A 14771-nucleotide genomic window follows, 5' to 3' on the forward strand; every position below is an offset into this window, starting at 1 on the left:
CTCATGTGCCTGGCGGTACCCGGCAGAGTGCTGGACATCGAGGAACGGGACGGCACCCGAATGGCCACCGTCGACTTCGGCGGCGTGGTCAAGGAGGTGTGCCTGGAGTACCTGCCCGACCTCAAGGTCGGCGAGTACGCCATCGTCCACGTCGGGTTCGCCCTCCAACGGCTGGACGAGGAGTCGGCGCGACAGACGCTCGAACTCTTCGCCGAACTCGGCCTGCTGCAGGAGGAGTTCGGCGACCCCTGGGAAACGGCGGCGGAGGCGGCGGGCTCGGAACCGGTGGAAGAGGTGCGCAACCAGTGAAGTACATCGACGAGTTCCAGGACCCGGAGCTGGCCCGCCGGCTGCTCGACGACATCCACGCCACGGTGACCAGGCCGTGGGCGCTGATGGAGGTGTGCGGAGGGCAGACGCACAGCATCATCCGGCACGGCATCGACCAACTCCTGCCGGACAAGATTGAGTTGATCCACGGACCCGGCTGTCCGGTGTGCGTGACTCCGCTGGAGGTCATCGACAAGGCTCTGGAGATCGCCTCCCGACCGGAGGTGATCTTCTGTTCCTTCGGTGACATGCTGCGTGTGCCGGGCACCGGACGGGATCTGTTCCAGGTCCGCGGAGAGGGCGGTGACGTGCGCGTCGTCTACTCACCGCTCGACGCGCTGCGGATCGCCCAGCAGAACCCGGACCGCGAGGTGGTGTTCTTCGGCATCGGCTTCGAGACGACCGCACCCCCCAACGCCATGACGGTCCATCAGGCCCGGAAGCTGGGCATCCCGAACTTCAGCATGCTGGTGTCCCATGTCCGCGTACCGCCCGCCATCGAGGCCATCATGTCGTCGCCGAGCTGCCGGGTGCAGGGCTTCCTCGCGGCCGGCCATGTCTGCAGCGTGATGGGCATGGGGGAGTACCCGGAACTGGCGGAGCGCTTCCGCGTGCCGATCGTCGTGACGGGCTTCGAGCCACTGGACATCCTCGAAGGCGTGCGCCGTACCGTCCGGCAGCTGGAACGCGGTGAGCACACCGTCGACAACGCCTACGCCCGTGCCGTTCGCGCGGAGGGCAACCCGGCCGCCCGGGCCATGCTGGAGGACGTCTTCGACGTTACCGACCGTGCCTGGCGCGGCATCGGGGTGATCCCGCAGAGCGGCTGGCGGCTGGCGCCGAAGTACCGCGCCTACGACGCCGAGCACCGCTTCTCCGTCGAGGGCATCCGCACGCAGGAGCCGGCCGAGTGCCGCAGCGGAGAGGTCCTGCAGGGGCTGCTCAAGCCGCACGAGTGCGAGGCCTTCGGCACTCTGTGCACGCCTCGTACGCCGCTGGGGGCCACCATGGTCTCCAGCGAGGGAGCCTGCGCCGCGTACTACCTCTACCGGCGGCTGGACATGCCCGCCGCCAAGGCCCAGGAGGCGACCCCCGTTGTCTGACACCACCGATCTTCCCGGCCCCGCCCTGGACGTCGAGGCGTGGACGTGTCCGGCGCCCCTGCGGGACCGGCCGCGTGTCGTCATGGGCCACGGCGGCGGCGGAGTGCTCTCCGCCGAACTGGTCCAGCAGATCTTCGCGCCTGCCTTCGGGGGCGAGGTGCTCGCCCAGATGGGTGACGCCGCCGTCCTCTCCGTGGGCGGTGCCCGGCTGGCGTTCTCAACCGACTCCTACGTGGTGCGGCCACTGTTCTTCCCCGGCGGCAGCATCGGCGACCTGGCGGTCAACGGCACTGTCAACGACCTCGCCATGAGCGGCGCCCGCGCCGCCTACCTCTCCTGCGGATTCATCCTGGAGGAGGGCGTCGAGCTCGACGTGGTCACGCGAGTGTCCGAGGCGCTGGGCGCGGCCGCGCGCACCGCCTGTGTGGAGGTCGCCACCGGCGACACCAAGGTGGTGGAGGCCGGCCACGGCGACGGGATCTACATCAACACCGCGGGCATCGGTCTCGTCCCGGCGGGCGTCGATCTGCGCCCTCAGCGGGTCGTCCCCGGTGACGTCGTGATCGTCAGCGGCGCCATCGGCGTCCACGGGGTGGCGGTCATGAGCGTACGCGAGGGACTGGAGTTCGGAGTGGAGATCAAGAGCGACTGCGCGGCGCTCGGCGGCCTGGTCGACGCCATGCTCGCCGTCACCCCGGACCTGCACGTCCTGCGCGACCCCACCCGAGGCGGCCTGGCCGCCGCGCTCAATGAGATCGCGCAGGCCTCCGGCACCGGGGTAGTCATCCGGGAACGCGACGTCCCGGTCCCGCCGGCCGTGGCCAACGCCTGCGCCATTCTCGGACTGGACCCCATGTACATCGCCAACGAGGGCAAGCTGGTCGCCTTCGTCCCGCGCGAGCACGCCGACGCCGTCCTCGGGGTGATGCGCGCCCATCCTCTGGGCGCGGACTCCGTGATCATCGGTGAGGCCGTGGAGGGGCATCCCGGCATGGTCGTGGCACGGACCGGCCTGGGAGGGACGCGGGTGGTCGATCTGCCGATCGGGGAGCAACTGCCGCGGATCTGCTGACAGGGGCGTCGCTCGTCCGGGCGCGGGCCAGGCCGTCCAGGCGCGATGGGACCGTCAACCTGGCCGACGCCCGGACGGTGGGTCCTGTGGATCCACGCCGGTCGTGGCGGAAGCGTCCTTGGTGCCGCTGGGGCGCTGGGAGCGGCCCTTGCGTCCGGTGTCGCGTCTGCCCTTCTCGTCCGCGTCGCCGTACTTCTCGCCGCTCGCGCTGCGGCTCTTGGCCGTGTCGCCCGGAACGGGCTTCGTCTCCTCCGGGGACATCGACCGGCCCCTACCTCTTTCGCCGGCCTGCTCGGGTCGGAAGGAGCGGTGGGCGCTCGGATTGTCCTGCTGGCGCGTCTCGTCCACATCGGGCGACCAGCCGTGCTGTCCGGTGCCCTGGTGACGGCTGGGACCCTTTCCGTGCGGTGGCTCGGACGAACGTGGTTTCTTCGACATGGTCGGATCCGCCTTTTCACGGTCGGTGGGGAACGCCTGTGACGCGTCCCCTTGTTAGGTAAATTATCTCACCTTGCAATATTTTGGGCACTTCATGAGTGTCCTTGAAATGAGTGAGGGCCTTCTGGCTCGGTGCGGATTGCGACATCCGCACCCGCGTCCGGAGAGGCCCTCATGTGAGTGGTCGAGGACGCCTGCCCAACCGCGACAGACGCCCTTCACGGCGTTCTAAAAGAAGCCCAGTTTCTTGGGCGAGTAACTGACCAAAAGGTTCTTGGTCTATTGGTGGTACAGCAGTCGCACCCATACTGATCAGCGGAAACGGGAGTTGGCGGGGACGCTTGGCGTGGGCTGGTCCGGAAATGGTCCGGATCTTGGTGTGCTGGCGCTGGTTCGCGTCATGCTGCGGCTGCAGTGGGTTGTCCCAGTCGCTCGGGACTGGCCTCTCCCGGGACCGACGACCGGGACGGCGAGGTCTCCTGGGCCGTCGGCGTCGGTCGAGAGGCCCGGCTCAGAGATCCCTAAACCAGGGCGGCGTCGGTGAACCGTCCGGTTCCAGGCCGTGCGGCCACCGTGCGAAGGCTCTGAGCGACTTGGCTTCTCCCGTGTTTGCGGCTGCTCGGAAGAGGGCCTCAGCTCGCTCGTGGTTACCCGCTTCCTCGCATAGTTCCCCAAGAAGGACCAGAGCGTCTGGGTCTCTGGCGCTGGCCGCTTCGTGGGCGAGAATTTCGGCGCTTTCGCGGTCCCCAGCCCGTGCTCGCATCTGGGCCAGGCTGGCCAAGAGCATGGTGTACCCGGCGTCGGACACTTTACGAGCGAAGGCATCCGCGCCCTCATGGTTCCCAGATCGCTCCCGCTGCAGCCCCAGGCGAGGCAGCGCGAAGACGTTTCCGGCGCCAGCCGCTCTGAAGGCGAGCGTTTCGGCTTCTTCGCAATCGCCCGTGTCCTCCCGTATCTCGGCCAGCATGGCCAGGGCGAACGGGTCGTTGGCATCGGCGGCTTCGCGTGCGAGGAGTTCGGCTCCCTTGTGGTCCCCCTCAGCATGCCGGATCTCCGCAAGGAGGTGCAGAGCCCAAGCATGCCCGGCGCCAGCTGCTCTGAAGGCGAGGGTTTCGGCTCCCTCGCGGTCTCCTGCCTCTTCCCGCAGCTCCAACAGGAGGTCTAGGGCTTCCGTGCTACCCGCGTTGGCTGTTCTGAGGGCGAGGGTTTCGGCTTCTTCATGGTCGCCTGCGTTCTCTCGCCGCTCCACAATCCGAGACGCAGCCGTTGAGTCGCCGTCAGCGGCTGCTTCGCGGGCGAGGGCTTCGGCTCCCTCACGGTCCCCGGCCGCTTCCCGCAGCTCGGCCAAGAGGCTCAGTGCCATGGAATCGCCAGCAGCGGCTGCTTTGTGGGCGAGGGTTTCGGCTCCCTCGTGGTCTCCGACCTCCATCCGCAGGTACGACAAGCGGAGCAGGGCGTGGGTTCTTCCGGCGTCGGCGGCTTCGCGAAGGAAGGCTTCAGCGGCCTCGGGGTCCCCGGCCCTTTCCCGAAGGGAAGCCAGGTGAATCAGGGCGTCGGCGTTGCCTGCATCGGCCACTTCGCGGAGGAGGGTCTCGGCTCTGCCGGGGCCTTCACCCCTCTCCCACAGATCCAGCAAGAATGTCAGGGAGTCGAAGTCCCCGGCTGCGGAGGCTTCGAGGAGGAGGGCTTCAGCACCTTTGCGATCCCCGGCCTTTGCCCGCGCCTTCGCCAAGGAGGTCAGGCAATACGGGCTTCCATCTGCGGCGGCTTCGCGGGCGAGGGCCTCGGCGATCTCCCTATCCCCGCTCTTCTCCCACACCTCCGCCATGCGGATCAGGCGGGGTCCGCGGTTGGAGGTGTCGGTTGCGAGGGCTCTCTGGCGGAGATGGTGGGCCCATTGCCGACGCCACCGTTGTTGCGCGGCGAGGGAGAGGTTGGTGAGGTCTTCGGCGTGGGTGAGGTGGGTATGGGCTGAGTGCCAGAACGATGCCGGGGGACACAGGTACCAGCGTTCCGCGCGGCCGTGTTGTTCGAGGTAGTCCGCCAGCCGGAACGCTGTGCCCCTACCCACCGACGCCGTCACTTCGGCGGGTACCGACCCGCCCGGAGGGCGCCGTGCGGGTCGAGTGGCAGTTCGAGTGAGGGGTGCTTGTTTGCCGTGGACGGGTTCGGCGAGGGCGGCGAAGGCGGCTTCGGCCCAGTCGGGGCTGCGGTAGTTGTAGTCGTGGTCGCTGAAGTAGTCCTCGGCGGCGTCGATGAGGAAGGCTTGGGGGAGGTGGAGGCCGACGCCGAGCCGACGGGCGTCCATAGCCGCTTCCAACAGGGCTCGTGCCGAGGGCGTGCCTTGCTGATACCGCCGCAGGAGCTCTGGGCCACCGGCGAGATCCTGAGCGAGCCGACCGTGCCCTTCTACGCGGCCGAGCGCGTCCCTCAGCAACTCGTCACCAGCGGCAGCGAGGTCCCGTGCGGTATCGAGGGCTGCCTCGTCGAATGCTTCCGGGACGATCACGGTCCGCCCGCTCAGCAATTCCCGGAGCCGGCTATGGGTGTCCGGCGCACCGGGCGGCGGCAAGGCGGTGTACTTCTCGACGTACTCCGGCCATAGTGTCCCAAACACCACCACCGGCGCCCGCTCCGGGTCAGTCAGCAACGAGTGCAGGGCAGCGGCGACACGCTCGCCGGTGTTGGGGTCGCCGAGGTAGTGCTGAGCTTCGTTCAGCCACACCACCGTCTGAGGCCCGACCTTCTCCAGATTCGCGAGCGCGGCGTCCGCGCGGGTCGGTTCGAAGGGATGCCACAGTCGCCACCCCGTCCCGGCCAGCGCTCGTACCGCCTCCCAACACGCCCGTGTCTTCCCCGTCGACGATGACCCGACCAACACCACCATCCCACTACGCCCGGCGGCCACTGCGGCGCGCACCACCTCGGCGAGCACCTCGTCGTGCCTGCGCCGCGCATACCCCGACAAGGCACGCGTCGCCCGCATTCCGGCCCCGGGCTCGGTGCCGGCGGGATGCACTTCAAGGTCGTGGGGATCCCACTCCTCGACCGGCCTTCCCGGCCCGCCACGCACGATCGGACCCTCACCGCCTTCGCCGGCAGCACGGCGCCGCAGCGCCAGCAGCAAGTCCCGCTTCTCGTTCGGGAGCTTGAGAGCACGCGCCAGCGCTGCCACGGTGACCGCCGACGGCATCGGCCCGCCCACCTGGTATGCCTCGGAGACCGTGGTACGCCCCAAACTCGCTCGGATCGCGAGCTGAGCTTTGGCCAGACGGGCATTGGCCAGTTCATCGGCCAGCAGCTCCCGCAGTTTTGTAAGCGCCTCCTCCCGGTCGTCGGTGTCCTCGCCCGCCATGCTCCCGCCCCCTCAGTGTTCGTCGGTGTTCATCATTGTCCGGCCGAACCCCAACGACCATCATTTTCGGGACCTTGGGGCCGCGACAGCACCCGCTGCTCGTGACCGAAGGAGAACACCGTGCCCACGCTCGCCCTCATCCTGCTCGTTACCGCCTTGGTGGTCGTCGTCGCGGTCTTGGCCGCCGCAGTAGCGGGGAAGCTGGCGCGTCTCGACGGCGCCACCTATCCCGCCGCTCTCACCCGCGCTGGGATCGCCTTCGCGACTACCCTCACCCTCGCCACCGCCTTCACCGCGGCCCTCGCCGCAGTAACCCCGAGGCTGTAAATCGCGCGGTTTCTCCCGAGATCGTCGCAGCCGGTGATCGACTAGTGACCTGACAGCGCGAGGTCACGTGCGGGTGAGGCTCTCGTGATCCCACTGCTCCAGCAGCGCCTCTGCGGGCAGCGCGCTGCCGTCGGGGGCAAGGCGCTGGACTGGCATGTCGTGGGAGGCACATGCGAGCAGTTGCTCGGCGACAAGGTGGGGAACGAGCAGGGCTGCGGTGCCGGCCTTTCGGTTGAAAGCCACCTGGTAGGTGGCGATGACGGATGCCTCCCATGGGGTGAGGGGGTCGCGTTCCGGCTCGCTGTGGCGGGTTCGGGGGAGGGCGGGTGCCTTGACTGCCACCAACTGCCAGGGCGCGGTGGCGGGGCGGTCGGCTTCTTCGCGTGCCTGGCGGATCCAGTCGGCGGTGAGCTGGCAGAAGGCGGCGTGGGCCTCGGGCTTCCCCTTGCGGCGGCGCCCGAAGGCGTCGCTGACGACGGTGTACACCGAGAAGTCCTGATCTTCCAGGCGCTGCCAGGACCAGGTGGCTCGGTGACTCCACTCGTACCACGCTCGCCGGAAGGTCTTCTCTGCCTCCGCTCCCAATCCGGCGAAGCCGGGATCGCCGGAGAACTGTGGCGTGGGCAGGACGCGTACGGCCGCAGCCTCGAGTAGATGGGCAGGCTGGACGAGGGCCGCGAAGGCGCGACGCTCGGCATCGAGGACGGCGGTGAGGCGACTCTGCAGCCCGTCGGCCCACGGGGCGAGGAACGGGTAGTCGGCTACTGCTTCGTTGCTGCGTGTCAGATAGGAGTGCAGTCGGCGCCAGTGTGAGTGGCGTTCGGAGCGGAAGTTACGGGCGCGGTCGTAGCGCTCCCATTCCTCGGCGTGCCCAGTCTCGTCGTCCTCCTCTTCCGCGTCGCCGACGTCATTGGTGTGGGGTGGGTAGTCGCCAGTGGAGAGGGCGATGGCGGCGTCACGCTCGGCCTCGACGTCCTCCTCGTCTTCGGGATCCCTGTCGAGCCAGATGGTGAGAGAATCCACGTCGCTCACCGCTGCGCCGAGCGCCAGGATGGGGCTGTCCGTGGGCAGAGGCCACCGGCAGTTCGCACAGAGCCGCTCGATGGCTTCGCCGAATGGGATGTCGATCTGGTTCATAGAAGAGGCTGACCGCAGTATGCGGCACTCGGAGCTTCCGTGGAGCTTGCCTTTACCCGTTGCAGAGGCGTGACAGGTGATGAGGATGTCCCAGGTCGGCCCCAGGGGAACCTCGGGCTTGAAGATCGAACCGAGCATGACTTGGCGGAGCTCACCGAGAGTCGAGGGCATGTCGGCAGGTTATGTGCAGCCACTGACAGTCCGCCGGGCAATCGGTCCCCTCCACTCTGGGGTGAGTTGACGTACCAAGCCAGGCACATGGCGGCCAGCACGATGGCCATGGGGACCATGTGATGAAAGCGGTGGGGCACGACGCGTGTGCCCACGTCCGCGGAGCGCGATGTAGAACCTGAGCCGTCCCGCTACGCCGTGCCACCGCACGTGTCAGCGGATTGTCGCCTGCCTCACCCTGGGCGGGAGTCTGGTCCGTGACTGGTCCGGGAGGCGCTATTGAGTGACTCCTTTCCAGACTTAGCGTGACGGCCTGATGTCCATGAGTGACTCTGTGGATCTGGATTCGGGAGGGCAATTTCCTTTTTTGGAGCTCGACTTGGCGGGCTAGAAGAACCCCACTGCCTTCGGGGAGTAGCTGCAATAAAGGTTCTTCGTCTGCTGGTGGTACACGTCTGACCTCGCTCCTGACCTGCGACCAAGAGTGGAAACGTCGAGTGCCAGGCTGATTCGGTCCGCACCTGGTCCGGATCTTGATGAGTGGTACGTGGTGCTAGCGAGTGGGCCGCGGTACCACATGGCACATGTCGTAGAAACCGTCCACGGGCGTCCAGTTGGTCCAGGGTGAGCGCGTAAGTCAAAGGTCAGGGCCTTGTTACGTGAGTGCGTCCGCGGGGTTGGTGACACGCTTGTGATCGCCCGTGACACGTGAGGACCCCCCGTCGGCTTGCTCCGGCGGGGGCCCTGCGTAGACGGGACCTGATACGACGACGCCCCGCCGGCTTGCTGCGGCGGGGCGTGCTCGTGCAGTTGGTCATGACGGATTGGGGCTTGCACTGGAGGCTCCGTTGTACTCCGGCTCGCCGCTCTCGAGTACGCGGAGGAGCGAGGTGGTGACGACGCGGGCGGTGCAGCCCTATCGGTAGCGCGCGGCATGGGAATGCTCCTCGGCGAACGAGGCGATAGCTCTTCGATCTCGACAAGCCGAACGCCTCGGCAGCGTCCTCGACGCTCGCCGTCCCACTCCAGGTCGGCCCCGCCGGGCGAAGTGCGTCAGACGGGTTCCGTCATCTCCTCCATCAGCTCGGGCAGTCTGCGCAGCCTGGATAGCGTCTGGTTCAGGAGGCGCACGGTCCTATCGGCCTGCTGTCGGCCGATAGGTTGGGCGAGAGACGCCGCCCGGCTCTGGTCCGCGAGGTGGCCGAGGAGTTCGCCGACTTCGGCGGAGGCCGCGTGCAGGCCACGGATCCGTTCTTCGACACGGGTCATCAGTGTCTCAAGGGTTAGCGGTTCCTCGAGGGAGGGCATGGAGCTATCGGCTTCGTCGGTCTCCTCGGTGGCGCGCGCTTCGGACTGGGCCGAGACTGCAGGGGTGGGCGGCGGCGCGGGGGGGTGTGCGGGAGCTGATGTCACGAGTGAGGGCGTTGGTGTCATGGGTGAGAGCGCGGGCAGTGTAGGCGAAGGGAGGGGGGCGGGCGCCGTCGCCGTGGTGAGCAAGGGTGGTGCAGAATTTGCGGTCTTGCGGGGCCGGGTACCGGTGTCCTTGGGGAATTCGCTGTCGAACCAGAGCGGTGTCATTTCCCGCCCCACCATCTCCTTGCCGGAGCTGCTGACGCGCCAGGGCCGCCGGTCTCCGTCGTCCATGGCTGCGGCCAGCGACTTCAGTACGCCGACTGCCATCATCCGGCTCTTTTCGTGCCGCAGGGCCTGCAGGCAGTTCATGACGGTCCTGCGAGATCGGCGAATCCGTTCCCCTGCGTCGCCGATCGCCGCCTGGCCGTCGAGTGAGCCTCGGTCGGCCTCGATGATGCCGAAGGAGGCCAGCCAGTGCGCCGCCCGATAGGACACCAGTTCGTCGAATGCGTCGTCATCGGTGTCCGCGGCAGCGAGCAGATCTGGCAGCCTGCGTCCGGAGAGAACGATTCCCTCCCGGGCCCGGGTCGAGAATACCTGGCCCACGCGTGGGTTCCATGGTGCCGGGTAGCTCTCGGAGGTCAGCGCTGACCACGTGCGCGCCCGCTGGTTGATTTCCCCCGACTTGAGCTGAGATGGCGGGTTCTCGCTGAGCGCGCGCCGCAGTAGATGACGCTTGCGCGGATCCACCGGAAACAGTTCCTGCAACAACCTCATGGAGCGCAGGTCTCGCAGCTCTGAGACCGTCATGTCCGCCCACGCGCCCGAGAGTTCACGGATCGGCGCGAGTCCGGAAAGGACCTCTGCCGTTTTCTCATCCATAACCTGTTGCGCCACGTACATCCCGAGAACGCTCCGCCCCAGCGCGCGCGAGCGGTCGAGGGCGTCGAACTCCAGCGGCGGGTGGACGTGATCGCGCCGGTTGTTCATCTGCACGATGCGGTAGAGCCGCTGCGGAGTGGGGGTGCCGATCACCAGATGCGCGTCCACCACGGCGATGGCCGCGGCGCGTCGCGCCCGTGAGCCGTTCGTCGGATCCAGTTCGTCGTCGCCCGTCTCCGCGAACTCCCTGTTGAGTACGGCGGAGAATTCAGGGAGCCAGTCACGAGGGTCGCAGATGATCTCGTCCCCCTCTCGCTCCAGTTTCTCCGCCGGGACACCGGCCAGCACTTCACTGGATGTCAAACGGAAGATCGACTGCCGCTTCTGTGTGCGATTATTGCCTCGAACTGCCATCCACCCCCAATAGGCGTCCGGATAAAGAGGGTTGCCGTCAGAGTCCTTCTCCGGGTTCTCCTCGATCCTCACCTGCTGGGGAACGTACATCCCGGGGTCTTGTTGCCCGTTGAGGACGAGGTCTTCCTCAAGGTCGTAAGGGCGGACGCGGTCTCGCCTCTTCAGTTCGTCCGCCGCATCCTCGGCGTTCATGATCAACATGCGCCGGTTGGCCACGACGCTTTCAAGTGCGGCGAAACACTTCTTGCATCCATCGTCGTCGACACCCATCCATGGCCGGACCGAAGCCAAGGTCCGCTCGGTCTCCCGGCCGACCGTCGGATCCGCGACGGAGCGCCAGATTGAGCTGATCCGTTCGTTGTGTCCCCACTGCACACCGCCGACGCCGTGCATCCGGACGACGGCGACGACCATGTCACCAGCGTCTGTGCGGATACGCCGGACCGCGCTCGCCTTGAGCGTGCGCACACCGTGGGCGTCGGGCTCACTCAGCGTGTCATCGGGATCAACGATGAAGGGGGCGACGTTCTCCAGTGCACCACGGGGCAGATTCACCCCCTCGGTCGCCAGCACGGCCTTAATCCATGCCTCTTGATCCTCCCGGGATACCGGAATCGGAAACGGTCCATCGACATTGACCTCGCTCATGCTCTACCTCACATCACTCGGAGTCCCGGAAACGTTCCATGACCCACTGGGCGCAGCTGGCCGCCCACCGGTAAGCCGGGTTGCCTGTCGCGAGCGCGACCAGCGAGAAGAACACCTGCAGGATTCGCAGCCGGTTCACAATCCGCTCGCGGCGCGCCAACTTGACCTCAGCTTCGGCCAGTTCCCGCTCCTTTCGTCGGATCTCCTCGGTGGATTCGTCGAGAGGACGGTCGGATTCCGGGGATGAAGGCATGACTGAGGCCCTTCGGGAGTCGCGGCCGTAGGTCGACCCATCGGCCAACAGACGTCCCGCATCGGCACGTTAGGAACAGGAAGCATCCTGGCATCAGGAAGCTGAGGAGCGACATGCTTATCCGGTAGATACTCGCTTCGGGTGAAGAGGCGTACTTTTGTTCCCATTGAGGGGCAGTGAGATCACGCTCTAATGGTGTGGTTAGTAAAAACAAGTTGCCGGTCGGCATGCCCCGCGCGGAGGTGCCGAACTCGCGAATGATGGACTTCGAACAAATAAGCTGGATTGACGAATTGGCGAGTTGACGCTAAGGATCCCGGTGTGCCAACTGACTCGCTGATTGCAGGTGAATCTCATGGCTACGAGCATGACCAGTACGCCCCCTCCCCGAGTGTGGCCGCCGTGCAAGTCGAGCAGCAGGTCCAGACCACGCTCCCTGTCATCTCTCGACGAGGCCCAGCCGCGTGAGAGCTTCAAGGATCTGGTGCAGGCAATACGTCGACGTCGTCCCGCACCAACGCGACGGCCGCGCCATCCGGTGACGGACGTGATCAAACCCCGGACGGACAGACCACCCCTGTCGTACCGTCACACCACAGACCAGCGCCAACCCGCCCAGGAGCTCCAATGCCGTCCATCTATCTCGCCGGAAAGATCGGCCCAGGCGACTGGCGTTACGACCTGATCGGCTACCGGCTCCGCGGAGCCTGGGAGGTCGACGATGACCACCCCTCCGAGCCGTGGCCCGTCCTGAAGCGCAGCGTTCTTGGCCTCTTCGACTACGTTGGCCCGTACTTCGTCAGCGACGACCACGGCTGTGGACACGGCCCCAATACCCACGGTTGCGGCAACGACGGCGCTGTTCCCTGTTTCACCTACGAAAACCTGCCCAAGAGGAATCAGGTACGGGAACTCTGCCTCTCGGCCATCGACACAGCAGACATCGTGTTCGCCTGGCTCGACGACCTCACTGCCTACGGCACGCTGGTCGAGATCGGCTACGCCAAGGGACGCGGCAAGACCATTGTCATCGCAGCGCCCGAGACACCCCAGACCTTCGGATGGTTGTCGGAGGCCAGCGAGGTTGGTATCGGGATCGCGGACAGCGCCACCAACGATCTGTGGTTCGCCTTCTCTTGCGCCTCCAGCACCATCGCCGCCGCGACTCCCCTTGAAGCACTCAAGGAGGTTGTTCGCTTATCCCCCAACCTTGAGTCCCCTATTGAGCAGGCGTTCTGGGGAGCCTACGTGCAACAGACGCCACGTGAGTTGAACGGCCTGGAGGCTCAGCACCCAGTCTTCGGCGGTCGGTACCGCATCGACTTCGCTCTGCCCAAACAGAAGATCGGCATCGAACTCGACGGGTACGCATGGCACTCCAGTCCCGAAGCCTTCACCCGAGACCGGGCCAGGCAGCGCGAACTCGAACTCGACGGCTGGCGGATCGTGCGCTTCAGCGGCTCGGAGATCACCAAGGATGCCGCCGCCTGCGTCCGTCAGGCCGCGGCATTCGCCGCCAGCATCGAACGCGACCGACCAACCCCCTGAAGATGCGGGACGGCAGGGTCGTCGCCACAGAGCCACGCAATGTCACCAAGAAGACCCGCGTGTTCCCCTACGCCGAAAAGCCTGGACAAGGCGAGCTCTTCTAAGGTTGATACGTCGCGTTGGCGGAGTCCACGGCTTCAGCCTTGCGTGTGGCGGCGAAGAGAGCCCTGCGGGCACTGAACGGGTCGTGGGTCGTGGGCAGCCATGGGTGGGTCGCCAGTGCGGCGGCCAGTCGCCTGCACTCTTCCTGGGCCGCGAGCCACCGCTGTCGGTCTGCGTGCGTGATGTCGATTCGTCCCGCTGCGATGTCTGCTCCCGCTGGGAGCGTGTCGGCGAGTGCTTTCAGGTGCTGAAGGGCGGAGTCCAGCGCCAGCCTCGCCGGCACTACATCGCCGGGAATCTCCCAGCCGTCCACGTTCCACGTGGACCTGTACTCGGGCGGCGGCTCCTTCGACAGCCAGTCGGAGGCATCGATGGGATCGCCACTGTCGCGGGGACGCGCGAGTTCCGCGCGAATCCCGGTGTCCTCGCCATAGTGGCAGTGCGGGTCGGGCGGGAGTGGCACGGCGGGGAGGAGAGTGGCGGTCGAGCCGGCAGCCGACGCCGACAGATAGGGCTCTGGTTCCGGACGGCCTTGGAGGAACTCCGCCTTGTCCGACGGCTTCACCCACATGTGCCAGCCGCGCCGCCGCCCGGCGCGCGCTCGCATGAACAGCGTCACGAGCTCACCCACGGCCGTCATGCGCACCATGTCGTCGTAGTGCGCCTGCGTGGATTCCCACGTGGCGTGCCAACCGCCACAGCGCGTACCCGTTCCGGGGCATTCGCGCTGAGTACTCCAGTCGCAGCGGACCATGCGTAAGGCCTTCACCCCTCCTCGTACGCGCAAGGCGTCCCCACTGCCCACGTCCTGCCATCGCTGGACGTTCAGCCGAGCCCAAGGCGCCCGATCGATGGCGAGCGAGTTCTCGTTCGTCACGAGCCACAGCGGTGTCAGGCCGTCGCCCACTGCAGTGCGCGTCCTGTTGTCCACAGAACCACTCGCGATCGGCGAGATCTGGATCTCGTAGCCGATCTTCTTACCGCCGACCCCGGCGACCGTTACATCAGTACGACGGCGACCATGTACGGCTCGGTCTTCGACGGAGACGTTGAAGCCCTCCCGGCTGGCTGTTTCGGCGGTGTGGTTCTTGAGTGCCTTGTGCAGCTCGCTCTCGCTCGCTGTCTCGGACACCTCGCCCCTGGTCACGTGCCGGGCGTGGTAGCGCCCGTTCTTCTCGACGATGGTCATGAACCCGGGGCAGACGGTGCCGTATTCATGGGCCCCGAGGCAGTAGAGAAGGTCCGGCTTGTAATTGCGGTGAATCTCCTGCAGGAGCCCCGGTCGGTCCGGGTTGCCCAGGTCTGATGCACTCAAGTCGATGGTGATCCCGTAACCGCGATGCAGCACCTTGTGGGTCATGCTTTGAGAGTAAGTCCTGCCTCTGACAACAGAGTTGGCTGCTGCTGCTGCGGCGGCGGCAGGGCTGGTCGGTGGCGGTGCCTCTGTCGACGAGCAACCAAGCTCCCTGAACGCCCCGCTTGCCTTCGTGCGCTGTTGTGGTCGGCTGGGATCCAGTACTGGGTGTTGCGTGAGGGGGATTGAGCATGTTCTGCGGCCCCTGAGCGGAGGTGAGATGGGGGCGGGAGGATGGGTGGGTTCTGTCCCGGGCCTGGGGTCTGACTCATGACATGTCTGAC

General features: G+C 66.6%; 11 protein-coding genes. 5 read left to right on the forward strand and 6 right to left on the reverse strand.

Features of this window, described 5'->3' with window-relative positions:
* Positions 1-3 precede the first annotated feature (3 nt).
* Genes JIX56_RS41055 through hypE form a run of 3 tightly spaced genes read left to right on the forward strand, consistent with a single transcriptional unit; the run spans position 4 to position 2505 of the window.
* Positions 4-309: a HypC/HybG/HupF family hydrogenase formation chaperone gene (locus tag JIX56_RS41055; protein ID WP_257548709.1), complete on the forward strand. Its 306-nt coding sequence runs from the start codon at positions 4-6 to the stop codon at positions 307-309.
* On the forward strand, positions 306-1433 hold the full coding sequence (hypD, locus tag JIX56_RS41060) for a hydrogenase formation protein HypD (protein ID WP_257548710.1): 1128 nt from the start codon (positions 306-308) through the stop codon (positions 1431-1433). The genes JIX56_RS41055 and hypD overlap by 4 nt, the downstream gene beginning before the upstream one ends.
* Positions 1426-2505, forward strand: coding sequence for a hydrogenase expression/formation protein HypE (hypE, locus tag JIX56_RS41065; RefSeq protein ID WP_150469764.1), 1080 nt, complete (start codon positions 1426-1428; stop codon positions 2503-2505). Before hypD ends, hypE begins: the two co-directional genes overlap by 8 nt.
* Before the next feature lie 54 nt (positions 2506-2559).
* On the opposite strand, the gene JIX56_RS41070 is transcribed toward hypE, so the two are convergent.
* Together JIX56_RS41070 and JIX56_RS41075 are read right to left on the reverse strand one after the other, a co-directional pair.
* Positions 2560-2943 carry a hypothetical protein gene (locus JIX56_RS41070; RefSeq protein ID WP_257548712.1) on the reverse strand — a complete coding sequence of 128 codons (384 nt, stop codon included), beginning with the start codon at positions 2941-2943 and terminating at the stop codon, positions 2560-2562.
* Between the two features lie 511 nt (positions 2944-3454).
* Complete coding sequence (locus tag JIX56_RS41075; protein WP_257548714.1) at positions 3455-6298, reverse strand: tetratricopeptide repeat protein; 2844 nt, start codon at positions 6296-6298, stop codon at positions 3455-3457.
* A 120-nt stretch (positions 6299-6418) separates the two neighbouring features.
* On the opposite strand from JIX56_RS41075, the gene JIX56_RS41080 reads away from it, so the two are divergent.
* The gene (locus JIX56_RS41080) at positions 6419-6625 is read left to right on the forward strand and encodes a hypothetical protein (protein ID WP_257548716.1); all 207 of its coding nucleotides are present in this window, start codon (positions 6419-6421) and stop codon (positions 6623-6625) included.
* Positions 6626-6688: 63 nt separating this feature from the next.
* On the opposite strand, the gene JIX56_RS41085 is transcribed toward JIX56_RS41080, so the two are convergent.
* The 3 genes from JIX56_RS41085 to JIX56_RS41095 form a co-directional block, all read right to left on the reverse strand.
* Positions 6689-7933: a hypothetical protein gene (locus JIX56_RS41085; protein WP_257548718.1), complete on the reverse strand. Its 1245-nt coding sequence runs from the start codon at positions 7931-7933 to the stop codon at positions 6689-6691.
* A gap of 1053 nt (positions 7934-8986) precedes the next feature.
* Entirely contained in the window at positions 8987-11230 is a 2244-nt protein-coding gene (locus JIX56_RS41090; protein WP_257548720.1) for a hypothetical protein, read from the reverse strand.
* A gap of 13 nt (positions 11231-11243) precedes the next feature.
* Complete coding sequence (locus JIX56_RS41095; RefSeq protein WP_257548722.1) at positions 11244-11483, reverse strand: hypothetical protein; 240 nt, start codon at positions 11481-11483, stop codon at positions 11244-11246.
* A 627-nt stretch (positions 11484-12110) separates the two neighbouring features.
* Between JIX56_RS41095 and JIX56_RS41100 the strand changes: the two genes are divergently transcribed.
* Positions 12111-13031, forward strand: coding sequence for a DUF559 domain-containing protein (locus JIX56_RS41100; RefSeq protein ID WP_257548723.1), 921 nt, complete (start codon positions 12111-12113; stop codon positions 13029-13031).
* A gap of 100 nt (positions 13032-13131) precedes the next feature.
* Here JIX56_RS41100 and JIX56_RS41105 read toward each other — a convergent pair whose 3' ends face one another.
* Positions 13132-14493, reverse strand: a complete 1362-nt coding sequence (locus JIX56_RS41105) for a competence protein CoiA family protein (protein WP_257548724.1) — start codon at positions 14491-14493, stop codon at positions 13132-13134.
* Positions 14494-14771 lie beyond the last annotated feature (278 nt).

It is taken from the genome of Streptomyces sp. CA-210063 (assembly GCF_024612015.1).
In the GTDB taxonomy this organism is placed as follows: Bacteria; Actinomycetota; Actinomycetes; order Streptomycetales; family Streptomycetaceae; genus Streptomyces.